We start from the raw sequence: 24,417 nt of genomic DNA, 5'->3' as shown, positions 1-24,417 counted from the left end.
GTTATATTTTTGCGTAATCTTCTTGTTTAACACTATCAAATTTATCTAAAGACTCTACGTATTCTGCAACGTGAGTTTTATCTAAATGACCTTCTTTAATTTGTTGCAGCTTCGCTTGCTCACTCGCGCTCTTCAGCAACAATTTAACCTCTGCAATCGCGATAGACGGAAGCACCCTTAAGAACAACAGGAATAAAGTAAAGAACACTCCTATCGATCCAACGAATACACCTACGTCAACCCAGGTTGGATAGAACATCGCCCAACTTGAAGGAATATAATCACGGTGTAATGAAGTTACAATAATTACGAAACGCTCAAACCACATACCGATGTTTACCACGATAGATAAGATCCAGGTCGCAGGAATGCTGGTACGGATTTTTTTGAACCATAACAACTGTGGAGAGATTACGTTGCAAGTCATCATCATCCAGTATGCCCACCAGTACGGACCGGTTGAACGGTTGATAAATGCGTATTGCTCATATTCAGAACCTGAGTACCAGGCGATGAAAAACTCTGTCAAGTAAGCCACACCCACAATAGATCCAGTTAAAATGATGATCTTATTCATCGATTCAATGTGGAACATGGTGATGTAGTTTTCCAGACCCAATACTTTACGTGCAACCAGTAACAAGGTTAACACCATAGCAAATCCAGAGAAGATCGCACCCGCTACGAAGTATGGCGGGAAAATGGTCGTGTGCCATCCCGGAATTACCGAGGTTGCAAAGTCCATAGATACAATCGTGTGTACAGAAAGTACCAGTGGCGTTGAGATACCGGCCAAAATCAATGACACAGCCTCAAAACGTTGCCAGGTTTTTACATTCCCTGTCCATCCAAATGATAAAATTGAATATACTTTCTTTCTGGTACCTGTAGCACGGTCACGGATAGTCGCGATATCAGGCAATAAACCTGTATACCAGAATAACAATGAAACCGAGAAGTAAGTGGAGATCGCAAACATATCCCAAACCAGCGGTGAGTTAAAGTTAACCCATAATGACCCGAATTGATTTGGTAGTGGAAGTACCCAGTAAGCCAACCATGGTCTACCCATGTGAGATACTACATACGTTGCGGCACAGATAACGGCGAAGATTGTCATCGCCTCTGCAGACCTGTTAATTGAGTTCCGCCAGTTCTGACGGAAGAGTAATAGTACCGCAGAGATCAGCGTTCCTGCGTGACCGATACCTACCCACCACACGAAACCGGTGATGTCCCAGGCCCAGCCCACTGTTTTATTCAAACCCCATGCTCCGATACCGAACCAGAAGGTATAACTTACAGATACCACCCAAAGTGTAGCACCGCAAAGTGCGAGTATAAATCCTATCCACCAGGCCTTGTTTGGCTTGTTCTCTACTGGCATTAAAATATCATTCGTAATTTTTGCATACGTGATATCTTTACCGGTGATTAATGGTTCTCTTAATATTGATTCGTTATGTCCTGACATAATTTATTTTCTTTAATATCAGCTTACGCTTGTACTGTTGTGTCTGTATTTCTAATTTTAGTCATATAACCTATACCCGGTTGTACGCTGATCTCTTCCAAAACGTAGTAGATTCTTTCGCTACGTAATGCTTTAGACACTTCCGAATTAGGATCATTGCTATCTCCAAATATGATTGCATTTGCAGAACATGCTTCCTGACAAGCCATTTTGATATCACCATCTTTCAATGGACGTTTCTCAATTTTAGCGGCCAATTTACCTGCCTGAATACGTTGAATACACATTGAGCATTTCTCCATAACACCTCTTGAACGTGTAGTTACATCCGGGTTCAATACCAGTTGTGTAAATTCATTGTTCAGATAGTTGTCAAAACGTGAATCATTCCAGTAGTTAAACCAGTTGAAACGACGTACTTTATATGGACAGTTGTTTGCACAATAACGTGTTCCTACACAACGGTTATAAGCCATGTGGTTTAAGCCGTCTGAAGAGTGAACCGTTGCCAATACCGGACAAACAGTCTCGCATGGCGCGTGATCACAGTGCTGACAAAGCATCGGCTGGTGAACTACAGATACGTTGTCCATCTGGTTATCCTGCAGATGTGCAATTTCTTTCTCTTTAGTTACCGCATTGATACCTGTATCGTGTCCGTGTGCAGCATGCTCAGCATGTGCATCATTGTCCTGGTTAAAGCTATAGTAACGGTCAATACGAATCCAGTGCATCTCTCTGCGTCTGCGTACTTCGTCTTTACCTACAACAGGAATGTTGTTTTCTACGTTACAAGCTACAATACAAGAACCACAACCCGTACAAGCATTCAAGTCGATTGCCATTACCCAGTTGTTACCTGGTTTTTCGTATTTATCCCATAAATCGTAAGATTTATGTTTAGCATGATCATTTCCGGAACCAGCAGCAGGATTCTTTTTGTAAGCAGCAAAAGTAGCTTCACGTACCACATTTCTACCCTCAAAAGAATAGTGTGTCTGCGTTTGTGCCAATTCTTCTCTTCCACCTGTAGCGGTTAATTTAACCGTAGTTGAATATTTTGAAGTACCATTGTTAAAGCTTACAAACGGATAAGCATTTTTACCCACATTGTCACCTGCTTTACCAACTTTGGTACGTCCGTATCCTAAAGCAATTGAAGCAGTGCCTTGCGCCTGTCCTGGTTGAATCAACACAGGAAGGTCAATGCTGTAACCGTTCTCTCCTTTTACAGATACAATATCAAATTCTTTATAACCTAATTTCTCAGCAAACTTAGGAGCTAAAGCAATGTAGTTATCCCAGGTTACTTTAGAAACCGGATCAGGTAACTCCTGTAAGAATGCGTTGTTGGCATGTTTACCATCACGCATCGGAATACTTTCATAAACCTGTAATTCGATATCTTTTGCCAATGCTTTGCTGTTATTTACAATCGTTGGGATTACAGCAGCTAATGATAAGGTAAAGCTGTATGATCCGGCAGTTTTCTGCCCAGATGTAAATGAACCTTTTTGCAATACATCTTTCCAGCCAGTACCAAACAAAGGAAGGATATTTTTTTCCCAGTTGTTACGTACATACTGATAGTATTCTTTAACTGCATTATCAGACCAGATCAATAAACTTTCTTCAGCCTGACGTGAGTTGAATACCGGGTTAATTGTTGGCTGTACAATAGAGTAAGATCCTTCGTAAGCACTTGCATCACCCCATGCCTCTAAATAGTTATGGTTGATCGCAATTACATTACATAAGCTCGCAGTTTCATCTTTACGGTCAGAGAAAGATACCCTCAAAGGTACTTTAACCAAACCTTCTGTAAACGCTTTGTTATTCGCTACGTCATAACCAGGATTGGTATCCAGGAAGAAAACAGCAGCAACTTCGCTTCTGTTCATCTCGTTGATGAATTCAGCAAATTCAGCATCGTTACCAGCGTAAAGCTTGCAAGGATTATCTAAATCAATCGTGGTACCATAACTGCCAATTGCAGAGTTAATCGCATTGACCAGAATTTGAGTAGATACATCGTTAGATCCGGAAACAACCAGTGCTTTTCCTTTATTCTGTACCAGTTCTTTAGCTACCAACTTCAATGCTTTATCAGCAGTTACGTTATTAGGTAAAGCACCGCCAGCCAGGTTATTGCCAGTAATTGCATTGTATAAAGTAATCAATGCCGGACCTTCTTCCGATAATTTTATCGGTACACGGGTATCTGCATTGGTACCGGTTAAACTCATGCCTGCTTCAAACTGGAAGTGACGTGACATTTTACCGTTTTTAAGCGAAGTATGATTTCTGTTCGAAATGTACTGGGCAGTAAATTCTTCACCACTAATCCAGGTACCCAGGAAATCTGCTGCAAAACTTACAATCAGGTCCGCTTTTTCGAATTTATATTTAGGAACAACTGCTTTACCAAAGCTATTTTCATTCGCTTTGATGATACCAGTATAAGAAACAGCGTCGTATTGTACGTGTTTGGTATTTGGATAAGCCGCTGCAAAATCAGCAATTACGCCTTTTGTAGAAGGACTGTTAACCGATGAAGAAACAATCCGGATTTTCTTACCTGATGCCTGGGCCTTGTTCAGCTCAGCCTTCACAAACTCGTCAATTTTAGACCAGGTTGCTTCATTATCAGACAATACCGGTGCTTTCAGCTTTGAAACATCATACAAGTCCAGTACAGAAGCTTGCGCTTGTGCATCAGTACCGCAATTGAACTCACCTGCATTTACATTTGCTTCAATTTTAATTGGCCGGCCTTCCCTGGTTTTAACCGTGATCGGGTGACCTTTAAAGCTTGAAACATAATAATTCGGGATACCAGGAACAACTTCCTCCGGTTTAACTACATAAGGAATTGCCTTATGAACAGGAGTTGACTGACATGCAGCTAGTGTTACCGCACCTAACCCAAAACCTAACGCTTTTAAAAAGTCGCGGCGTGGAGTTACTGTGCTTAATCCTGCTTCATTTAAAACATCTTCTATTGGAAGGGGCTCAGCAAATTCGTTTTTGTTGTTTTCAACAAAATCCGGAGTGTTGTTATACTCTTCTAAGCCTTTCCAGTATTTTTTATTGCTTTCCATTTAAGCTATATTACTGTTTATCGAACGTTCTTTTTATTAAACTCTATTAATAGTGACATTTACCACACTCTAAACCACCCAGGGCAGCCGGCGTAATTTTCTCGCCTTTCTTGATCTTCTCATGTGCTTCGATGATCTTGTCGTAGAATGCATTTCCTTTAACTTCCAGGTTTGTCTCTTTGTGACAGTTGATACACCATTTCATCGTTAACGGAGAATACTGATAAATCTCTTCCATGGTATTAACCGGACCATGACAGGCAAAACATACCGGCTCGTTTGGTTGTAAACCTTTTGCTTTTCTGATTGACTCTTCAGCAACTACTACGTGTTGTGAGTGGTTGAAGTAAGCAAAATCAGGCAAGTTGTGTACACGTACCCACTCTACTGGTTTTTCTTTCGATTTGTCGTAAGTCAAAGTGTTTGGGTCATAACCAATCGCTGTGTAGATCTTTTGGATCTCCGGAGAAATTTCCCCATTGTACTTTTCTGTAGCCTGTACCGATTTGTGACAGTTCATACAAACGTTTACAGAAGGTATAGTTGCATTTTTAGATTTAAATGCACCAGCGTGACAATACTGACAGTCAATCTGGTTGGTACCCGCGTGTAATTCGTGTGAGAATTTAATCGGCTGAACTGGCTGGTAACCGGTATGAACACCAGTGTTCCACATGCCCATCCATCCAAATGAACCCAATGCGATAACCAACAGCAATACGAAGAAAAGCACAAATTTCTTGTTCTTAAACATTCTGCGTGTATTGTCTGCAAAAGATAAACTCTCTTCCTCAACAATTTCAACACCTTGTTTCTTCAGGATCATGCGCTCCAGCATTTTTACTGCACGGCCCAACACAACCAATACTGCGATCGAGATTAAGATGATCAATGCAATACCTGCGATAGAGAAGTCTGAAACTTCATCAGAACCGGCAGCAGCACCTGCTGTAGCAGGATCATCTTTCTTTTTAGGCTCGCCAGCTTTTGCGTAAGCGATTACACTTTTAATCTGCTCGTCGGTCAACTGCGGAAAAGTACTCATCTCTGATGGAGAGAACTTAGTAGCTTCGATAGCTTGTTTATCGCCGGCATCAACCAAAGCTTTCCAGTTACGGATCCATTTGATTGCCCAGGCTTCATCCAGCTCGTTCAATTTAGCTGTTAGTGCCGGACCTGTACTGTTACGGTCTAACTGGTGACAAGAAGAACATTTATCCTTAAATATTTTTCTTCCCTCCACTACATCTTGCGCTTGTGTTGCAGAAACGATTAAAACAGATAGAGCCGTAAACATGAATGCCGACTTCCAAACTCTTCTAATGATCAATGAGATATCCCTCATAATGAGTATTTTATGCTATTTTTTAAAAAACTTTATAACCGTAATTGATGTTCGAACTTAGATTCTCCACCAAAACGTCCACAAAAGTAAAATTTATTAACGTACCAATGACAAATTAATGACAGTAAATGCAATTTATAATCAATCTAAACAATGCCGTTATTATGCTTTAAACAAAGAAAATCACCAATTTTTCTAAAAATTGGTGATTCTCATGTTGCAACATCTGCCAGACGGATTTGCAAATTTAATTTACATTTTTAATATCCATGCAAACATCAGCGGCGCCACAATTGTTGCATCTGATTCTACAATAAATTTAGGGGTGTGAATATCCAGCTTGCCCCAGGTGATCTTTTCATTAGGCACAGCACCGGAGTAAGAACCGTAAGAAGTCGTAGAATCCGAGATCTGACAGAAATAACTCCAGAAAGGGATGTTAGGCATTTCCATATCCTGATAAAGCATCGGAACCACACAAATCGGGAAATCACCGGCAATACCTCCACCAATCTGGAAAAAACCAATTCCTTTACCTTCGCTATTCTTGATATACCAATCCGCCAGATAGCCCATATATTCAATACCACCTTTTACAGTAGTCGCTTTTACTTCGCCTTTCATCACGTATGAAGCAAAAATATTACCCATGGTCGAATCTTCCCATCCCGGTACCACAATCGGCAAATTCTTTTCAGCAGCAGCCAGCATCCAGGAGTTTTTAGGATCAATTTCATAGTATTGTTCCAAATCTCCGCTCAGCAACATTTTATACATAAACTCATGCGGAAAATAACGTTCTCCTGCTTCTTCAGCATCTTTCCAGATCTTATTGATGTGCTTTTGTAACCTGCGGAAAGCCTCTTCTTCAGGAATACAAGTATCCGTTACCCTATTGTAATGGTTTTCCAATAAATCCCACTCATCCTGCGGACTCAAATCACGATAATTAGGTACACGTTTATAATGTGAGTGCGCAACAAGGTTCATGATATCCTCTTCTAAATTTGCACCTGTACACGATATAATAGACACTTTATCCTGACGGATCATCTCTGCCAATGAAATACCCAACTCAGCAGTACTCATCGCACCGGCCAGGGTAATCATCATTTTACCGCCTTCATCCAAATGTGTTTCGTATCCTTTTGCTGCATCCATCATCGCTGCGGCATTGAAATGGAGGTAATTACGCTCCATGAACTCTGATATCGGTCCTCTTGTTGTACTCATCGTCATCTTTATTTTGTTGCTGCAAAAATAGCATAAATTATATCAATTGGTAATAATGGCCTTAAACTTGCTCAGCAGATCAGATATTTTAAAAATTCTACTACATTAGCCCCTGATGAAGAAAATCTCAATTTGCGCCCTATTGTTCTTATTTGCCGTAACCACCGTTTCAGCTCAAAAAAAGTTAATAGAAAAATACCTTTCCAATAAAACAGACTCATCGCGCAAGGCCAGTTTTATGCCGGTACCCGTATTCAGATATACCCAGGAAATTGGACTTGAATTCGGCTTAGGAGCCATTTACTCCACTTATCTGGATCGGAAAGACCTCGCCAACAGAAGCTCTAATTTTGTGGGCATCGCCTCCTGGTCAACCAAAGGACAATATAATTTCTCGCTGAAAAGTGACATCTGGACCAAAAACAACGACCACCATTACATCACCGAAACCAGGTTCAGAAGCATGCCTTTTAATTTCTACGGCGTAGGCAATGAAACCCTGGCCAGCAATGAAGACCGCCTCATCCAAAAACAAGTACGCGTATTGCTCGAAGCTGAAAAAAGACTGGCCCCTCATCTATATACAGGAATCTCTGCCGGATTTGAAAATTACCATTATGAAGATAAAGAAGTTGGCGGGATCTTTTCAACGGACAACAGTCTGCACCATAAAATTGGCGGCTCTGTAGGTTATATTGGATTGTCTCAAAGTTACGATACCAGGAACTCGAATAACTATACCACCAAAGGTTTTATGGGCCGAATTTCTTACCAGTATGCCCCGGATTTCTGGGGTGGAGAAAACTTCACCGGCAGCCTGATCCGGGTAAATGTCCGCAACTTCTGGTCGTTGTCTTCTAAATTTGTATTGGGCGTAAATGGCCTGCTCCATTCCATTCAGGGAAAAGACATTCCTTTCTACCTCTTACCGCAAATGGGTAGCGACGAGATGATGCGTGGTTATTATACCGGGCGTTACCGCGACCGCAATTACCTTGCCGCCCAGGCAGAACTGCGGTACCGCTACAACAATCGTTTTGGTGCAGTGATCTTTGGTGGCACCGGACAGGTCTTTAACAACAGCAGTTTTGCTGTTAAAAGCTTCAAACCATCTTACGGTGCCGGTGGAAGATATTTCTTTGACCCGGAAAAAGGACTCAGTGTACGGATTGATTATGGCGTAGGAGAAAAAAGACCAAATGAAAAACGGCAGACCGGCTTCTACATCAGCATGGCCGAAGCCTTCTAAATTTAGCCTGGTTAAATTTTAATTTTAAAATGTTCTTTAGCCTGGCCTTTTCTAAAATAAACCAAACCGATCCAGAACAAGTCTACAGTGACAGTAACGCGTTCATGTGCCTTAATTTCTTTCCAGGACGCTTTGATTTCTTCATTGGTATAAATGCCCTTAACCATCATCAGGCTTCCGGCATGAAATCTGGGCAGATAGGTATAAAAATAATCCATCAGCAAAGCCCCCGTCTTACAGGCTCCGATGTACAGTAAATCAACAGTTCCCGTAACTTCCTTAAGTACAGTATCCCCTGCTTTTACACTTGTATAAGAAGCGGCCAGATAAGCTGTAGTCACTTCAGATGCGTTTTCCAGTTCCACAATATGAACCGGCCTGTGGTCCTTTGCAATCCGGTAAATCAACTGATCCAATCTCGGGCTGTTATTCCGGGCCAAAGTGCCCTTTCCTTGTATCAATGCGTCATTAGAAAGTTTTTTTCTCAACGTTTCCAGCAGAATGTAAATACTTTTAGGCTTAAAATCGTAAATTACCTCATCGGTAAGTTTATATACAAAGGGAGAGTGTGTACCATGCCTGGTTTTCGCAGTAATACGATGCTTTAAATAGTCGCGGATGAAATTGAAACCCATGGTCGCAAAAATAAGCATTCAAATCTGCAAGTGTGATGGAAAATAGTAAAGAAATAGGTGCACTGGTTAAGTTACTGGACGATCCTGATCAGGAAATTTATGAGCATGTGGAAAAGCGTTTACTCGAATACGGTACAGAAGTGGTTGACTTTTTGGAAAATGCCTGGGAGCATTCATTAGATACCTTATTACAGGAACGCATTGAAAATGTGGTACACAAAATTCAATTTAGAAGTGTAAAAGAAGACCTGAACCTGTGGTACCAGAGTGGTGCATTTGATTTAATGCAGGGCGCTTTGGCCATCAACCGTTACCAATATCCCGACCTCGATGAGCAAAAGGTCATTTACCAGATAGAAGAGATTAAAAGTGAGATCTGGCTGGGCCTGCAATATGAAATGAGCTCGATTGAAAAAATCAAACTCATCAACCATGTCTTCTACAACGTATATGGCTTTAGTGGCAATACCAAAAACCACCATGATCCGCAAAACTCTTACATCAGTCAGGTACTGGAGAGCAAAAAAGGAAACCAGATTTCACTGGCCATCATTTATGCTACGCTGGCACAAAAGCTGGACATTCCGGTTTATGGTGTAAACCTGCCCCAACACTTCATCTTAGGCTATATCGATGAAAGCAAAAGAGAAGAACATGAGTTTGGGGTACTTTTTTACATCAATGCCTTTAACAAAGGCGCCATATTTGGCAAACATGATGTAGACCAGTTTTTACGTCAGCTGAACCTGGACCCGCTGCCGGGATTTTACGCACCCTGCAGTAATGTCGAGATCATCAGAAGAATCATCCGAAACCTGATTTCCGCTTATGAAAACCTGGGCTCAAAAGAAAAAGTTGATGAACTGAAAGAACTGCAGGATATCCTGAGTTTGGAAAACCTATAAAAACGAATTCTGTTTCATCCAGCTTTCCAGGCTTTTGAACCAATCTTCAGTAGTCGTCTTATTTTTCAAACCAAAACCATGGCCACCAGCCTGGTAAATGTGCATTTCCCCTTTTACTTTAGCCTTAACCAGGGCAAGGTTAAAAAAGAGGCTATTCTGCACAGGCACTGTTCCATCATCATTTGCATGGACCAGAAAGCATGGCGGTGTTTGCGCATTCACGGCTTTATCATTTGAAAAGTATAGTTTCTGTGCTTCTGTCGCATCTGCACCAACCAGGTTCTTAACAGAACCGGTATGCGCCGACTCTGTAAATGAGATCACCGGGTAAATCAAAATGGCGAAATCCGGTCTCAGACTCAGACCTTCTTTATTTTCGATTTTAACATCGCCATAATGTACGGCCAGACTTGAGGCCAGGTGCCCACCTGCTGAGAAACCAATCACCCCAATCCTTGCAGGGTCGAGATTCCATTTTGCGGCATCTTTACGTACCCGGTAAATCGCTTCCTGCGCGTCCTGCAAAGGCCCAAAAGCTTTATCCACCATAATCGCATCGCTAGGCAAACGGTATTTCAATACAAATGCAGTGACCCCCGCTTCATTAAAGCGCTTGGCAACATCATCCCCCTCATGCCCCATGGCCAGTCCGGAGTACCCGCCACCAGGACAAATGATCACAGCTGTACCATTGGCCTTTCCTTTCTCTGGCTGATAAATGCTCAAAGTAGGTATAGATACTTTTGATACCCCCGCCCCGCGTCCTTCACGCATCACCGTCACTTCTTTATAATCTTCCGGAGTCGGTTTAGCTCCGGGAATTGCGCCCCGATACAGGTTAACCACTTCTTGTGCCTTCAACCCACTTGCTGATACCAGTATGGCCATGAATAAAACGTTTAAATACTTCATCATTAAAACTCCATTAAATATGCTTTTAAAAAATCATTTAAATCACCATCTAATACCGCCTGCGGATTGGAAGACTGGAAGTTTGTCCGGTGATCTTTAACCCTTCTGTCATCCAATACATAACTTCTGATTTGAGAACCCCATTCAATCTTCTTTTTGTTCCCCTCAATCAAAGCTGTCGCCTCCATACGCTTCCGCATTTCAGCTTCATACAATTGCGACTTCAGCAAACGGATCGCATTTTCTTTATTCTGCAACTGAGACCTCGACTCCTGGTTCTTAATCACAATCCCCGAAGGCTTGTGGTATAAGCGAACTGCAGTCTCCACTTTATTTACATTTTGCCCACCGGCACCACCAGAACGGAAAGTTTCAAATTCGATTTCCGAATCCTTCACTTCTATTTCAATGGTATCATCTACCAGGGGATATACATAAACCGAAGCAAATGAAGTATGCCTCCGTGCATTGGAATCAAATGGAGAAATGCGGACCAAACGGTGTACCCCGTTCTCCCCTTTCAGATAACCGTAAGCAAATTCCCCAGAAAACTGAAGTGTAACCGATTTCACACCGGCAATCTCCCCTTCCTGAAAATCCTGCTCAGTCACTTTGTAACCATTCTTTTCTCCCCACATCAGATACATCCGCATCAGCATATAGGCCCAGTCGCAACTTTCCGTACCTCCAGCGCCCGCTGTAATCTGCATCACTGCCGGCAACTGGTCTTCCTTATTTTTGAGCATATTTTTAAGCTCCAGATCTTCAATAGCCTTTAAACACAAGTCGTATTGCTCCTGCATCTCTTCTTCCGTGGCATCTCCGCTCTGCAAAAAATCGAAAAGTACCTGGGTATCTTCCAACAGGCTGTTGGCTTGCTGCCAGGCATCTGTCCAGACTTTCTTGGAGTTAATTTCTGCAATGTGTTTTTCCGCTTTTTTAGGGTCATCCCAAAAATTGGGCTGCAGGGTAAGCTCCTGCTCGATACGAATATCTTCTAGTCGGTTTTCGACGTCAAAGATACCTCCTCAGTGACGTTACTCTGTCCCTTAAATCCTGTATTTGTTCTTTTGTCATAATCACAAATATATAATTAAAACAGAAAAGGCTATCTAAAACTCATTTAAATAGCCTTTAAAATATGAACTTGGGTTTTAGCTGAACAAGCCCTTTAATTTATCAATCACACTATCGTCTTTACCATCACCATTGGCATCTGTTTTCTCCGTAAATATACGCGTCACGTCAGACAGGTCAAACTTCCCATCCGGACCGGAAACTTTACTAATGACATCATGGATGTTAAAAGAACTGTCATTCGGATCATTGGTTTTATTGACAAACTTACCTACAATAACAGGGATCACCGAAGCCGCAATACCCTTCGCCGTATCCAGATTGATGCCCATTCCGGCAAGTTTATCTGTAAAGCTTGCCGTCGCATCCTGCGCAACAGAACTACCTTCGGCATTTCCACCTTTAAAAGCATCCACCAGGTTACTCAGGTCACCTGAAGACAAATGCTGTTTGATGGTATCCATAATCGATCCGGAAGCAGCTGAAATCGCAGCCTCATTTTGTTCGTTAGGAACAGCACTGTTATTTACAATGGCCTCCTGAACATTTTCTTTTACGAGTTGATTTAAATTGTCTAACATAGGTGTTTTTTTAAAGGTGTTGTTATATTTGAATAAATATAAACAATATTATGCTTCCTACCATAAACTTTACTGAAACAGCTGCTTACAAATATCTGGCTGATCATTTCATCGATATCAATAAGAAAAGTTTAAAAGAACTCTTCGCTGAAGATGAATCCAGATTCGAAAAATTCTCGCTTCTATTTGAAGATATTCTGGTTGATTATTCTAAAAACCGCATTGACGATACCACCCTTGCCTTGCTGATTCAACTCGCCCGCGAGTGCAAATTGGATGAAGCAATCAAAGCCATGTTCAGCGGCGACAAGATCAACCAAACGGAAGGCAGGCCTGTGTTGCACATTGCTTTACGTAATGCCAGTAATACCGAGATCCTGGTTGAAGGTAAGGATGTGATGCCTGAAGTAAATCAGGTGCTTGACAAAATGAAAAAGTTTAGTGATCAGATCATTTCAGGGGATTGGAAAGGATACACCGGCAAAGCAATCACGGATGTGGTAAATATTGGTATTGGTGGTTCAGACCTTGGGCCTGTTATGGTTACAGAAGCCTTAAAGGCCTATAAAAATCACTTAACCATGCACTTTGTATCAAATATAGATGGTACACACATTGCTGAAACACTGAAAACAGTAAATCCGGAAACAACTTTATTCTTAATTGCTTCCAAAACCTTTACTACACAGGAAACCATGACCAACGCCAATACGGCGCGCGACTGGTTCCTTGAAAATGGTGCGCAAAAAGCAGATATAGCCAAACATTTCGCCGCTTTGTCAACCAATGCCAAAGATGTTGAAGCCTTCGGAATCGATACCGCAAACATGTTTGAATTCTGGGACTGGGTAGGTGGCCGCTACTCACTATGGAGTGCAATTGGTCTTCCTATTGCCTTAAGTATTGGCTTTGACAATTTTAAACAATTGCTTGCGGGTGCACACGCAGCAGACCAGCATTTTGAAAATGCAGAATTTGAAATCAATATTCCGGTCATACTGGCCTTGATCGGCGTATGGTATATCAATTTCTTTGATGCAGAAACCCAGGCTATATTGCCTTATGACCAGTATATGCACCGCTTCGCAGCTTATTTCCAGCAAGGCGACATGGAGAGCAATGGTAAACATGTAGACCGCAATGGTCAGGATGTCACTTATGAAACCGGCCCGATCATCTGGGGTGAACCTGGTACAAACGGACAACATGCTTTTTATCAATTGATTCACCAGGGAACCCGCATCATTCCTTGCGATTTCATTGCACCAGCACAAAGCTTAAATCCCATCGGTCAGCACCATCCCATCCTTTTATCCAACTTCTTCGCACAAACAGAGGCCCTGATGAACGGAAAAACACTGGAAGAAGTGACTGCCGAACTTCAAAAAGATGGAAAAACCGGGGCAGAAATTGATAAACTGGCTCCTTTTAAAGTATTTGAAGGCAACAGACCAACAAACTCTATCCTGCTTAAAAAAATCACACCATTTAGCCTGGGTAGCCTGATTGCCATTTATGAGCATAAAATATTTGTTCAGGGCATCATCTGGAACATCTTTAGTTTCGACCAATGGGGTGTAGAGCTTGGAAAACAACTGGCCAAAAGCATTTTACCTGAATTGAGCGATGACCAACCGGTTTCGTCTCATGATGGCTCTACAAATGGCCTGATTAATCAATACAAAAGCTGGAGAGCTTAACAATTAAAATTAAACTTTTGCGTATTATTTTATTCTAATTGAGTAAATTACCTACATGAGTGCTATCCACATTTATGGAAACCCATGTATTTAATCATCATTAATCTAAAATAATACGCAATATGAAAACGATTAAAAACCTATGCATACTTGTCGCGCTGATGATCAGTACACAAGTGCATGCACAAACAGACAAGGCTACCACAATAAAAATAGTTGGAGCGCAGCACTTTATATTCAATGCCACATCGGCCATGCCAATGGGCAATGCTGAGGTAAACCAGATCCTCAGCAAAATGGGTGGGGGCGCAGGTGGCGGAACCATTCAGCTTACAGGCTCGCAATATCAGTTGAAAGTAACCAAAGACAGCGTAGAAGCTTATTTGCCTTACTACGGCCGTGCTTATACAGCAACCATGAATCCCGATGACTCAGGCATTAAATTCAAGTCTAAAAATTTCAATTATAAATCTGAAAAGAAGAAAAAAGGCAACTGGGTAATTACCATAAATCCAAAAGATGTTAAAGATTCGCCCAACATGAATCTGACAGTTTCGGATAACGGTTATGCTACACTGAATGTCAATACCAACAGCAGGCAGCCGATTAGCTTTTATGGCTATCTGAGCGAAGTTAAAGACGCAAAGAAATAGAGATAAAAAAAAGGCGGGATTTGAAAATCCCGCCTTTTTTTTATCTCTATTTTTCTATACCGCTATTTTTTCGGCATCACCTCCACCTGGAACAGGTGCGGCCATTTCTTACCGGTTACAAACAGACGTTTACCTGCTTTATCCCAGGCAATTCCATTCAATACATTGTTTCCGCGTGCATCTTCATCTTTATAATAATCCGGTGCCAGTAAGCCCGTAAAATCAATTTTACGTTCTACAACGCCCGTCGCAGGATCTATCACCACAATATAATTCTGCTGGTATACATTGGCATACAATTTACCATCAATATACTCCAGTTCATTCAGCTGGTCAACTGCGCCTGCATTGTCAAATACATCAATCGATCCTTCTTCTTTATAAGTATCTTTATTCAGGAACCAGATCTTATTCGTGCCGTCAGATTTTAAAATCCGGTTTCCGTCAAAGCACAGTCCCCAGCCTTCCCTGCTGCTCTGGTAAGGAAAAGTCTGCAGTTGTTTAAAGGTTTTGGCATCATAAATTAAACCCATATTATTTTGCCAGGTCAGCATAACTACCTTATCATCAACCAGGGTAGATCCCTCTCCAAAATAATCATCCGCAAGCTTCACTTTCTCCAGCACCTTACCAGAATTCACTTCCACCCATCTTAAGGTAGAAAAACCTTTTTCACCGGTACTTTCCAAAAATCGTCCATTGTGATATTCTAAGCCCTGCGTATAGGCAGAAGTATCGTGAGGAAGTGTATTGATGATTTTATAAGTATACAGCGCTGGCGTAACGGCCGATTTCAAGACAATGTTGATCGTCAGCGTATCCTTTTTGCTCCCATCGTCAACAATCGCGGTGATCAGCTTATAACCCAGGGATAAACCTTTCGTACTGATGGAGACCGCATCTCCATTGCTTTTTGCAGCAACTTCTTTACCGTCCAGCAAATATTTAGCGGAGCTTACCGTACTTCCCGCAGGAATATCCAAAGTAACTGGAACATCGTCCCCAAGATTAAAGGTTGCCCCCTGTTCCGGAGCCTTAAACCCGATTTCCTGTACTGCAGCCTTATCTTTGCAAGACAGGATAAACAGGGCACTAAAAAACAGACTAAGCATGTATATTGCTTTTAGGGTATTGGTATTTTTAACTTGGCCAGAATGCATCTTCTATATGATTAATTTTATAAAGGTCTTTATTTTCGAAAACAATTGCAATAATATCAAAACGAATCTCTCCCTGGTGATTGCGTTGTTCAATATAAGCAGCAGAAGCCCATTCCAACTGTTTTTCTTTTTTACTGCACACAAAATCTTCGGGCTCCCCGTAATCGGTAGAACTGCGTGTTTTGACTTCCACAAAAATCAGCTTACCATCCTGGTTGGCAATTACGTCTACTTCCGATCGTCCGTATTTCCAGTTCATATTTAAAATACCATACCCCAGGTTTACCAGATAGTCCTTTGCGATTGTTTCACCACGCCTGCCCAATTCGTTGTGTGCTGCCATATTATTTTACAATTACCGAGCCAAGGAACTTGGAAATCTCGCGTTCTACATTTTTAATCTGTGCATAACGCTGCATCAGAATCTCCTGGTTTACCGGATCCAGATCCGTCTTGATTTCAGCCAGCAGGTCCAGCAGCATCCGGTCAACTTTCCTTTTTTTTAAGTGAAAAATGCCGCCCAAAATCGTCGCTTTTAAGTTTACCGATTCATCCCTTACATAGATCTGGTGCTTATTGTACCAGTTTTCACTTAAGGTATAGGGCGAAGTCGACAACGTAATCGCCAGATTGGCTATTTCCCGATCCGAATTTTTCAGAAACTGATTCGCCACAGGCAAATGTCCGTTCTCAATCTCTTCCCGATAATGCGCAATGATCTTGCTGCACATGCGGTCTGTAAACGAGACATCTGCAAGGTTTTGCATGATGAAGGAACCAATATACATGTTGTCAATGCCATCCCAGGTAACCAGTTCATGTCCAAAAGCAAGCAACAACCTCACAATTTCCTGTTCCTGGATCAGATCATCAGCAGGACTGGAGCCGCCACCCGGTTCTACAAAATCATCCGGGCCTGCATGGTCATCAAACAGGTTGTCTGGCGGACCATCCGGATAGGGCTGATAGGTCTGCTGCTGATTTTGAAAACCTGAAGGCGCATTGCTGCTTCCCGAAGCTTTTTTAAGCTTTGCAGCCCGCATTTTGTTCAGTTCAGAAAGTAAAATTCTTTCTTCAACCTGCAACAAACCACTGCACTCCCTGATGAAGACCGAAGCCTTGATGTCATCCGGAATTTTAGCGATACTTTCTACAATATCCCGGATAATTCCCGCCCGTTTAATCGGATCAGTACCCGCTTCTTTGAGTAAAATGGTCGCCTTATACAGGATAAAATCTTTGCGGTTCTCCTCAATATAAAGCTTAAAGGCACCAGACCCCACATGGTGCATATAGGAATCCGGATCATGGCCATCCGGAAAGTTAACCACTTTCACGTTTAAGCCTTCTTCCAGAATCATATCCAGCCCCCTTAACGAAGCTTTGATCCCTGCGGCATCACCATCATACAAAATGGTCACATTTTCTGTAAAGCGGCCGATTAAGCGAATCTGCTCTGTCGTCAATGATGTACCCGAAGAGGCCACCACATTCTCTACCCCAGCCTGGTGTACAGCCAATACATCGGCATACCCTTCAACCAGGTAACAGTTATCGGTATCCCGGATTGCTTTCTTGGCATGAAATAAACCGTACAGTACATTCGACTTGTGGTAAATGTCACTCTCTGGTGAGTTCACATATTTAGGAACCTTTTTATCGGTTTTTAAAGTCCGCCCGCCAAAACCGATTACCCGGCCTGTAAAATTGTGAATGGGAAACATCACCCGACCTCTAAAGCGATCGTATAGTTTACCCTTGTCGTTCCGTATCGAAAGCCCGGCTTTTTCCAGGTATTCTTCCCTGTGCCCGGCGCCCGTAGCACTGACAATCAGCGCATCCCACGCTTCCGGAGAATAACCCAACTGGAACTTCTTGACAATATCTTCTCTAAATCCCCGCTCCTTGAAATAGCTAAGGCCAATCGCGCGGCCCTCCTGCCCTGTCCACAGTTCATTGGCGAAATACCCCGCAGCATACTCAGAAACGATGTATAGGCTTTCTCTCGCATTCTGCGCCTCTATATTCTGAGGGCTCTGTACGGTCTCTTCTACTTCAATGTTGTATTTCTGCGCCAGGTATTTCAGTGCTTCCGGATAGGAATATTTCTCATGATCCATGATAAAATGGACTGAATCCCCTCCTTTACCACATCCAAAGCACTTATAAATCCCTTTCGTTACAGAAACGTTAAACGAAGGTGTTTTCTCGTTGTGAAAAGGACAATTTCCAATCAGACTGCTACCCCGCTTTTTTAAAGCCACAAAATCTCCAACCACCTCTTCAATGCGGGCAGTATCCATGATTTTGTTAATGGTGTCCTGATTAATCATGCTTTTCCCTTTCTCTTATCAATTGACTTTATTTAAAGTTATAAAAAATCCCGCTTCTTTATTATCGCCCCTGGTGATAGCCGCTTTGTAAAACCAGCACACTTGCACGTTCCTGTTTCTTCAAAGGCACGTTCCAATTGCCCTGGTAACTGATTTTAGCCGGCAATTTCTCTTCCCCAAAATAACGCATTTCAATATTCATCTGCACGTCAAAGTCAAACAGCATATTGCTGTATTTCATATCTACATACCTGCCCAATATTTCAAAGTTCCGCTTGTCAAAAATAGTGGTCAGCTCTTTGATCATTAAACTACCTTTGGTCCATCTACTCAGGTCAGGCTTTACAGTTACTTTAAAGCGGTAAACCGGGATAGAATCCAGGTAAGTGCCACTGGAAAAAGCGTAATCATAATACTGACGCATATTGGCGGTAAAGATCTCGGTCTTATCGCCAATAAAGGGTAAGCCTTTAACCGGCCTGCCCGGCGAGAAGATCAGTGTTTTCAACTTTTCTTTATACCCCGCATTGGCACCCGACGCTTTACCCACTGCAGAAGGCCCATCGGTGTAGGCCGACTGGTAAGCATTCATGAAAATATAATCAAACATCTCTGCCGTATACAGCTCGTATTTGCCATTCTTTTTAAACAAATGCCCTGTATCCTGCTTCACCACATATTGCAGCCAGGGGGCTGATGTTTGCCTTTTCACCTTGCGGTATAAACGTCCGGTTACTTTATTTTTCTTATCGTAAGTATAAATGCTGTTTTCTGCTGTAAAAGCATACTTTTTCATGTTGCGGAAAGCCTGATAAAAACTGGTATCCGTAGTCACCGCACGGATAAAAGTCTCTACACTCAGCCGCTCTGCAGTAATGTTTACCGCAGAATCAAGCTGTATCGTTTTAATCGTATCTGCAGTAAAACGCTGAATTTCCTGATTATATCCTTTTAAGCCGCACAGCAACAGCAGCACAAGCAGCCTATACTTCATACCCAAATTAATTCCCCAGCTGTTTTAAGGCAATATAAGCCATTAAGCCGGTTGATGACCTTAGCGCGTCCTCGTCAATATCAAAATTCGGTGTATGTACAGAATAACAGGTATCCTTGGCTTTATTTCCAGTACCCAACCTGTAAAAACAAGCATCGGTAATTTGTGAATAATAGGCAAAATCTTCCGCAGCCATCCAGATGTCCAGGTCAATTACATTTTCCTTACCCAAATATTCCTCCGCATAAGCCTTTGCATTTGCCGTCAGCTGCTCCTCGTTAATCAAATAAGGATAACCATCCATGATCCTGAAATCACAGCTTCCGCCCATACTTTCGGCAATACCTTCAGCCATTTTCTTCATCAGTCTTTTCGCTTCTTTGCGCCAGTCCTCATTCAGCGTCCTGAAAGTACCTTCCAGTTTCACTTCATTCGGGATGATATTCGTTGCCCCATTGGCGATCACCTTTCCAAAAGAAAGTACCGAAGGCAAACGCGGATCTGCATTACGGCTTACAATCTGTTGCAAAGCCACAATGATGTGTGAAGCAATCAGTACCGGATCTATATTTTGCTGGGGCTGGGCTCCGTGTCCGCCTTTGCCAATCACAGTCACATACAATTCATCGGTAGATGCCATGTAAATGCCAGATTTGAAACCTACTTTACCAGCATCAATCAAAGGCATCACGTGCTGCCCTACAATATGATGTGGTTTTGGATTCTCCAATACACCTTCTTTAATCATGATACTTGCACCACCGGGCAAAATTTCCTCCCCAGGTTGAAAAATCAGTTTCACTGTGCCGCCAAACTCAGCTTTTAAACTGTTCAGGATATAAGCTGTTCCCAGCAGCGAAGAAGTATGTACATCGTGGCCGCAGGCATGCATTACACCAGGATTTTTTGAAGCATAAGGTTTGTCGTTGGCTTCCAAAATCGGTAAAGCGTCCATATCGGCACGCAAAGCGATCACCTGATCAGAAGGCAATTCGCCTTTAATCAAACCAACCACACCGGTATTCGCCATTTCCGAAAAAGGGATACCCAGCTCAGTCAATTGCTTTTTGACATAAGCAGAGGTTTCAAACTCCTTAAATGAGAGTTCCGGATTGGCATGTAAATGCTGACGGTGACCATTTACCTGTTCAAATATGTTGGAAGAAAGTTCCTGAATCTTTTCTTTGATTTTCATCAGTATATAATTTTATTTGTGACCAGTGATGAAACTATTCACTGCTATAATTTAAAATGGGTGCATTGATTTTTTCCCTGAAGATGAACAAGGTAGGAAAAGTACCCCGCAACTCGTTCATCAAACGCTGCGCCTCCAGTCTTGTTCTAAAATCACCAACACGTACGTAATAGTTCGGTTCTTTATAAATGACATAAGTATTCAATTCCGGATACAGCGAATTGAACTTACTCTGTTCGCCAAAAGCTTCCCGCCGGTCAGATCCATAAAAAATCTGTACCCTAAAACCCATTTGCGAAACAATGGTCTTACCCGGTTTACCCACACTCACTTCCGGAACGGAAACGGCCGACTTCATATTCAATGCAATACGTTTGGCAATTAAACTATCGATCATTGGATCTTTAACCACAGCGACTACGCCCTTTTCCTGCGCAAAAACACCGAAAGTTAAACCACACAATATACCTGTAAACAAATTCCTCATGAAAAGCTATTAAAAAAAGAATGCCGAATTCTGATTACAAAACTCGGCATTCTATATGTTTATTACAAATTACAATCCTGCTCCGTGACAGTTTTTGAATTTCTTACCGCTGCCGCATGGACAAGGTTCGTTCCTGCCTACAGTAACCTCTTTACGAACCGGTTGCTGAGGGGCAAGTTCACGGGTATCTTCCATCACATCAGCCGTACTGCTTGACTCGTTGAACTCTGGTTTAGACATTTTCAACCTGCTTGGCGCTGGTCTTGGTGCCTGAACTTCACGTACATCATCCGGATCAGTCTGAATTGGAATACCACCTTTATACAAGAAACTCACCACTTCTTTGTTTACCGCATTCAGCATATTCTTAAACAAATTGAAAGCTTCCATTTTATAAATGATCAATGGATCTTTTTGCTCGTATACCGCATTTTGTACCGATTGCTTCAATTCATCCATTTCACGCAAATGCTCTTTCCACGACTCGTCAATTAAGGCAAGAACAATGGTTTTTTCAAATGATTTGGTAATCTCGCGGCCGTCGTTATCAATTGCTTTTTGTAAAACAACAGGAACCTGGATGCTGCGCATACCATCAGTAAACGGTACAACAATCTGTTCGATCTGCTCACCACGCTCCGCATATACCTGGTTTAATACCGGCATGGCCTGCGAAATGATGGCATCAGATTTACGCTCATAAAATGTACTTGCTTCTTCAAACAATTTATCTGTCAAAGCATGGATCCCTTTAGCATGGAATTCAGCATCGTCAATAGAAGTATCAAAAGAGAAGTTTTTAATCACTTCCAGTTTAAACCCTTCAAAATTGCCTTCTTCTTTATATTCAGTCGCAATATCTTCGGCAACATCAAACACCATATTGCTCATGTCTACATCTAAACGCTCACCAAATAAGGCGTTTCTACGTTTAGCGTAAATTACAGAACGCTGAGAGTTCATCACATCATCATATTCCAGCAAACGCTTACGGATACCAAAGTTGTTTTCTTCTACTTTTTTCTGTGCACGTTCAATAGATTTGGTAATCATCGAATGCTGAATCACTTCGCCATCCTCAATACCCATTTTAACCATGATGTTTGAAATCCTTTCAGATCCAAATAAACGCATCAAGTTATCTTCCAGCGATACAAAGAACTGGGATGAACCCGGATCACCCTGACGACCGGCACGACCGCGCAACTGCCTGTCTACACGACGGGACTCATGACGCTCTGTACCTACAATTGCCAAACCTCCGGCTTCCTTAACACCTGCACCCAATTTAATGTCGGTACCACGACCGGCCATATTCGTTGCAATGGTTACCTGACCTGCCTGACCTGCTTCAGCAACAATGTCTGCCTCTCTCTGGTGCATCTTCGCGTTCAACACATTGTGTTTAATCCCGCGCAGTTTCAACATCCTGCTCAGCAATTCCGAAATCTCTACCGAGGTTGTACCCACCAAAACTGGTCGGCCTGCCTGGGTAAGCGAAACAATCTCTTCGGCTACCGCATTGTATTTTTCACGGATGGTACGGTATACATAATCCTGGTGATCTTTTCTTGAAATTACCCTGTTGGTCGGGATTTCAACCACATCCAGTTTATAAATTGACCAGAACTCGCCGGCTTCTGTAGTTGCCGTACCAGTCATACCACAAAGCTTGTGGTACATCCTGAAAAAGTTCTGCAAAGTCACTGTAGCATAAGTTTGTGAAGCATCTTCTACTTTCACATTCTCTTTCGCCTCAATCGCCTGGTGTAAACCATCAGAATAACGGCGACCGTCCATGATACGGCCAGTCTGCTCATCTACAATTTTGATCTTACCTTCATCGATGATGTATTCCACATCAATTTCAAACAAAGTATAAGCTTTCAACAACTGGTTTACCGAGTGGATACGTTCAGCTTTGATCGAGTAATCACGCATCAGGGCATCCTTATGTGCAATTTTCTCTTCGCTGCTTAAAGCAGATTTCTCGATTTCAGCAATCTCAGTACCTACATCAGGCAATACAAAGAAATGCGCGTCTTCACCAGATTTGGTAATCAGCTCAATACCTTTCTCTGTCAGCTCTACCTGGTTATTTTTTTCATCAATATAGAAATACAGTTCAGAATCTACCTTAGGCATATTCTTAGACTGATCAGCCATATAGTGATTTTCAGTTTTCAATAAGGTTTGCTTCACACTACCCTCACTTAAAAACTTGATCAATGCTTTATTCTTAGGCAAACCACGGTGTGCACGCAACAATGCCAAACCACCTTCACCTTCTTCGGTTCCGGCTTTACCGTCGTTAATTAATTTCTTCGCTTCGTTTAACGCTTTGGTTACATACTCTTTTTGTGCATTTACCAAACGCTCAATCCTTGGTTTCAATTCATGAAACTCGTGCTGATCACCAAAAGGAACTGGTCCTGAAATGATCAATGGCGTACGTGCATCATCGATCAATACGGAATCGACCTCATCCACCATCGCAAAGTGCAGTTTACGCTGAACCAGTTGATCCGGAGTCTGCGACATGTTGTCACGTAAATAATCAAACCCGAATTCGTTATTGGTACCATAAGTGATGTCTGCCAGGTAAGCATTTCTACGTTCCTGAGAGTTCGGCTCATGTTTATCAATACAATCTACAGAAATGCCATGGAACTCAAACAAAGGACCATTCCACTCCGAGTCACGACGGGCCAGGTAATCATTCACGGTTACAATATGCACACCCTGTCCGGCTAACGCATTCAGGTAAGCCGGCAATGTACTTACCAAGGTTTTACCCTCACCAGTCGCCATCTCCGCAATTTTACCATTGTGCAATACCATACCACCGATCAGCTGCACATCATAGTGCACCATATTCCATTTCACTTCTACTCCAGCAGCTTCCCAGGTATTGGCCCAAAAGGCTTTATCGCCTCTGATCACCACATTCTTCTTGCGTGCAGCATAGTCCCGGTCAAACTGGGTTGCAGTCACTTCAAGTTCTGCATTTTCTGAAAGTCGTCTTGAAGTTTCTTTCACTACAGCAAATGCCTGGGGCAGGATTTCCTGTAATACAACTTCGAGTTCTTTATCACGATCTTTGATCAATGCATCAATCTGATCGTATAAAGCTGTTTTTTCATGTAATGACAATGCTTTATCTTCAGCATTAGTTTTCAATCCACTGATTTTTTCATCAATGCCTGCAAGTGCTTTGGCAATTACATCTTTGAAGTACACGGTTTTATTCCGCAATTCATCATTGCTCAATACCGATAACTTTTCGTATTCCTGGTTTATCTTTATTACGATAGGCTGTAAAGCCTTAATATCTCTTTCCGATTTGCTTCCAAATACCTTGGTTAAAAATCCTAACATGTATG

Annotated in this window: 19 protein-coding genes; 4 read left to right on the top strand and 15 right to left on the bottom strand. The window is 42.1% G+C overall.

The annotated features are described in order from the left end of the window. Position 1: 1 nt before the first annotated feature. The 4 genes from nrfD to IM797_RS06505 form a co-directional block, all read right to left on the bottom strand. Entirely contained in the window at positions 2–1,474 is a 1,473-nt protein-coding gene (gene nrfD, locus IM797_RS06520; protein WP_194126304.1) for an NrfD/PsrC family molybdoenzyme membrane anchor subunit, read from the bottom strand. 23 nt (positions 1,475–1,497) lie between these two features. Continuing rightward, the gene (locus IM797_RS06515; protein ID WP_194126303.1) at positions 1,498–4,575 is read right to left on the bottom strand and encodes a TAT-variant-translocated molybdopterin oxidoreductase; all 3,078 of its coding nucleotides are present in this window, start codon (positions 4,573–4,575) and stop codon (positions 1,498–1,500) included. Between the two features lie 46 nt (positions 4,576–4,621). Next, complete coding sequence (locus tag IM797_RS06510; protein ID WP_228098740.1) at positions 4,622–5,920, bottom strand: c-type cytochrome; 1,299 nt, start codon at positions 5,918–5,920, stop codon at positions 4,622–4,624. Between the two features lie 252 nt (positions 5,921–6,172). Continuing rightward, entirely contained in the window at positions 6,173–7,153 is a 981-nt protein-coding gene (locus IM797_RS06505) for a deoxyhypusine synthase family protein (RefSeq protein ID WP_194126302.1), read from the bottom strand. Between the two features lie 115 nt (positions 7,154–7,268). Here IM797_RS06505 and IM797_RS06500 point away from each other — a divergent pair, with 115 nt between their 5' ends. Further along, on the top strand, positions 7,269–8,402 hold the full coding sequence (locus IM797_RS06500; RefSeq protein ID WP_194126301.1) for a BamA/TamA family outer membrane protein: 1,134 nt from the start codon (positions 7,269–7,271) through the stop codon (positions 8,400–8,402). Between the two features lie 11 nt (positions 8,403–8,413). Here the strand turns inward: IM797_RS06500 and IM797_RS06495 are convergent, their stop codons facing one another. Next, positions 8,414–9,037, bottom strand: coding sequence for an SAM-dependent methyltransferase (locus tag IM797_RS06495; protein ID WP_194126300.1), 624 nt, complete (start codon positions 9,035–9,037; stop codon positions 8,414–8,416). A 35-nt stretch (positions 9,038–9,072) separates the two neighbouring features. On the opposite strand from IM797_RS06495, the gene IM797_RS06490 reads away from it, so the two are divergent. Further along, positions 9,073–9,942: a transglutaminase-like domain-containing protein gene (locus IM797_RS06490; RefSeq protein ID WP_194126299.1), complete on the top strand. Its 870-nt coding sequence runs from the start codon at positions 9,073–9,075 to the stop codon at positions 9,940–9,942. On the opposite strand, the gene IM797_RS06485 is transcribed toward IM797_RS06490, so the two are convergent. The 3 genes from IM797_RS06485 to IM797_RS06475 all read right to left on the bottom strand — a co-directional run bounded on the left by IM797_RS06485 (position 9,937) and on the right by IM797_RS06475 (position 12,512). After that, positions 9,937–10,857: an alpha/beta hydrolase gene (locus tag IM797_RS06485; RefSeq protein ID WP_228098739.1), complete on the bottom strand. Its 921-nt coding sequence runs from the start codon at positions 10,855–10,857 to the stop codon at positions 9,937–9,939. The two genes, IM797_RS06490 and IM797_RS06485, sit on opposite strands and share 6 nt — an antisense overlap. Continuing rightward, positions 10,857–11,931 (bottom strand): peptide chain release factor 2 gene (gene prfB, locus IM797_RS06480; protein WP_194126298.1). Its coding sequence is split into 2 segments (ribosomal slippage): positions 10,857–11,870 and positions 11,872–11,931, totalling 1,074 coding nucleotides; the frame shifts between segments, so codons are not numbered across the junction. Before prfB ends, IM797_RS06485 begins: the two co-directional genes overlap by 1 nt. Before the next feature lie 77 nt (positions 11,932–12,008). After that, positions 12,009–12,512, bottom strand: a complete 504-nt coding sequence (locus IM797_RS06475; protein ID WP_194126297.1) for a hypothetical protein — start codon at positions 12,510–12,512, stop codon at positions 12,009–12,011. A gap of 50 nt (positions 12,513–12,562) precedes the next feature. On the opposite strand from IM797_RS06475, the gene pgi reads away from it, so the two are divergent. Further along, positions 12,563–14,212: a glucose-6-phosphate isomerase gene (gene pgi, locus IM797_RS06470; RefSeq protein ID WP_194126296.1), complete on the top strand. Its 1,650-nt coding sequence runs from the start codon at positions 12,563–12,565 to the stop codon at positions 14,210–14,212. 122 nt (positions 14,213–14,334) lie between these two features. After that, positions 14,335–14,865 carry a DUF4251 domain-containing protein gene (locus IM797_RS06465; RefSeq protein WP_194126295.1) on the top strand — a complete coding sequence of 177 codons (531 nt, stop codon included), beginning with the start codon at positions 14,335–14,337 and terminating at the stop codon, positions 14,863–14,865. 62 nt (positions 14,866–14,927) lie between these two features. Here the strand turns inward: IM797_RS06465 and IM797_RS06460 are convergent, their stop codons facing one another. From IM797_RS06460 to secA, 7 genes are all read right to left on the bottom strand, one after another. After that, on the bottom strand, positions 14,928–16,025 hold the full coding sequence (locus IM797_RS06460) for a glutaminyl-peptide cyclotransferase (protein WP_194126294.1): 1,098 nt from the start codon (positions 16,023–16,025) through the stop codon (positions 14,928–14,930). Beyond that, a complete protein-coding gene (locus IM797_RS06455; protein WP_194126293.1) occupies positions 16,006–16,368 on the bottom strand; it encodes a YraN family protein in 363 nt (120 codons plus the stop codon). Before IM797_RS06455 ends, IM797_RS06460 begins: the two co-directional genes overlap by 20 nt. 1 nt (position 16,369) lies before the next feature. After that, positions 16,370–18,358 carry a DNA primase gene (dnaG, locus tag IM797_RS06450; protein WP_194126292.1) on the bottom strand — a complete coding sequence of 663 codons (1,989 nt, stop codon included), beginning with the start codon at positions 18,356–18,358 and terminating at the stop codon, positions 16,370–16,372. A gap of 61 nt (positions 18,359–18,419) precedes the next feature. Then, on the bottom strand, positions 18,420–19,352 hold the full coding sequence (locus tag IM797_RS06445) for a hypothetical protein (RefSeq protein ID WP_194126291.1): 933 nt from the start codon (positions 19,350–19,352) through the stop codon (positions 18,420–18,422). A 7-nt stretch (positions 19,353–19,359) separates the two neighbouring features. Then, the gene (locus IM797_RS06440; protein ID WP_194126290.1) at positions 19,360–20,547 is read right to left on the bottom strand and encodes a M20 family metallopeptidase; all 1,188 of its coding nucleotides are present in this window, start codon (positions 20,545–20,547) and stop codon (positions 19,360–19,362) included. Between the two features lie 34 nt (positions 20,548–20,581). Continuing rightward, positions 20,582–21,034 (bottom strand): SPOR domain-containing protein, encoded by a 453-nt coding sequence (locus IM797_RS06435; protein WP_194126289.1) that lies wholly within the window; start codon positions 21,032–21,034, stop codon positions 20,582–20,584. Positions 21,035–21,103: 69 nt separating this feature from the next. Further along, entirely contained in the window at positions 21,104–24,412 is a 3,309-nt protein-coding gene (gene secA, locus IM797_RS06430) for a preprotein translocase subunit SecA (RefSeq protein ID WP_194126288.1), read from the bottom strand. Positions 24,413–24,417: the final 5 nt, after the last annotated feature.

It is taken from the genome of Pedobacter sp. MC2016-24, from assembly GCF_015223055.1.
GTDB lineage: Bacteria > Bacteroidota > Bacteroidia > Sphingobacteriales > Sphingobacteriaceae > Pedobacter.
The sequence above is the reverse complement of the archived record's forward strand: the minus strand, read 5'-3'. Positions and strand labels throughout refer to the sequence as shown.

Coding starts and splice junctions, on each gene's coding strand:
- pgi (WP_194126296.1), top strand. CDS start 12,563: ATGCTTCCTACCATAAACTTTACTGAAACAGCTGCTTACAAATATCTG.
- IM797_RS06440 (WP_194126290.1), bottom strand. CDS start 20,547: ATGAAAATCAAAGAAAAGATTCAGGAACTTTCTTCCAACATATTTGAA.
- IM797_RS06445 (WP_194126291.1), bottom strand. CDS start 19,352: ATGAAGTATAGGCTGCTTGTGCTGCTGTTGCTGTGCGGCTTAAAAGGA.
- IM797_RS06515 (WP_194126303.1), bottom strand. CDS start 4,575: ATGGAAAGCAATAAAAAATACTGGAAAGGCTTAGAAGAGTATAACAAC.
- IM797_RS06485 (WP_228098739.1), bottom strand. CDS start 10,857: ATGATGAAGTATTTAAACGTTTTATTCATGGCCATACTGGTATCAGCA.
- IM797_RS06505 (WP_194126302.1), bottom strand. CDS start 7,153: ATGAGTACAACAAGAGGACCGATATCAGAGTTCATGGAGCGTAATTAC.
- IM797_RS06460 (WP_194126294.1), bottom strand. CDS start 16,025: ATGCATTCTGGCCAAGTTAAAAATACCAATACCCTAAAAGCAATATAC.
- IM797_RS06510 (WP_228098740.1), bottom strand. CDS start 5,920: ATGAGGGATATCTCATTGATCATTAGAAGAGTTTGGAAGTCGGCATTC.
- IM797_RS06455 (WP_194126293.1), bottom strand. CDS start 16,368: ATGGCAGCACACAACGAATTGGGCAGGCGTGGTGAAACAATCGCAAAG.
- IM797_RS06495 (WP_194126300.1), bottom strand. CDS start 9,037: ATGGGTTTCAATTTCATCCGCGACTATTTAAAGCATCGTATTACTGCG.
- IM797_RS06490 (WP_194126299.1), top strand. CDS start 9,073: ATGGAAAATAGTAAAGAAATAGGTGCACTGGTTAAGTTACTGGACGAT.
- IM797_RS06500 (WP_194126301.1), top strand. CDS start 7,269: ATGAAGAAAATCTCAATTTGCGCCCTATTGTTCTTATTTGCCGTAACC.
- nrfD (WP_194126304.1), bottom strand. CDS start 1,474: ATGTCAGGACATAACGAATCAATATTAAGAGAACCATTAATCACCGGT.
- IM797_RS06465 (WP_194126295.1), top strand. CDS start 14,335: ATGAAAACGATTAAAAACCTATGCATACTTGTCGCGCTGATGATCAGT.
- IM797_RS06435 (WP_194126289.1), bottom strand. CDS start 21,034: ATGAGGAATTTGTTTACAGGTATATTGTGTGGTTTAACTTTCGGTGTT.
- dnaG (WP_194126292.1), bottom strand. CDS start 18,358: ATGATTAATCAGGACACCATTAACAAAATCATGGATACTGCCCGCATT.
- secA (WP_194126288.1), bottom strand. CDS start 24,412: ATGTTAGGATTTTTAACCAAGGTATTTGGAAGCAAATCGGAAAGAGAT.
- IM797_RS06475 (WP_194126297.1), bottom strand. CDS start 12,512: ATGTTAGACAATTTAAATCAACTCGTAAAAGAAAATGTTCAGGAGGCC.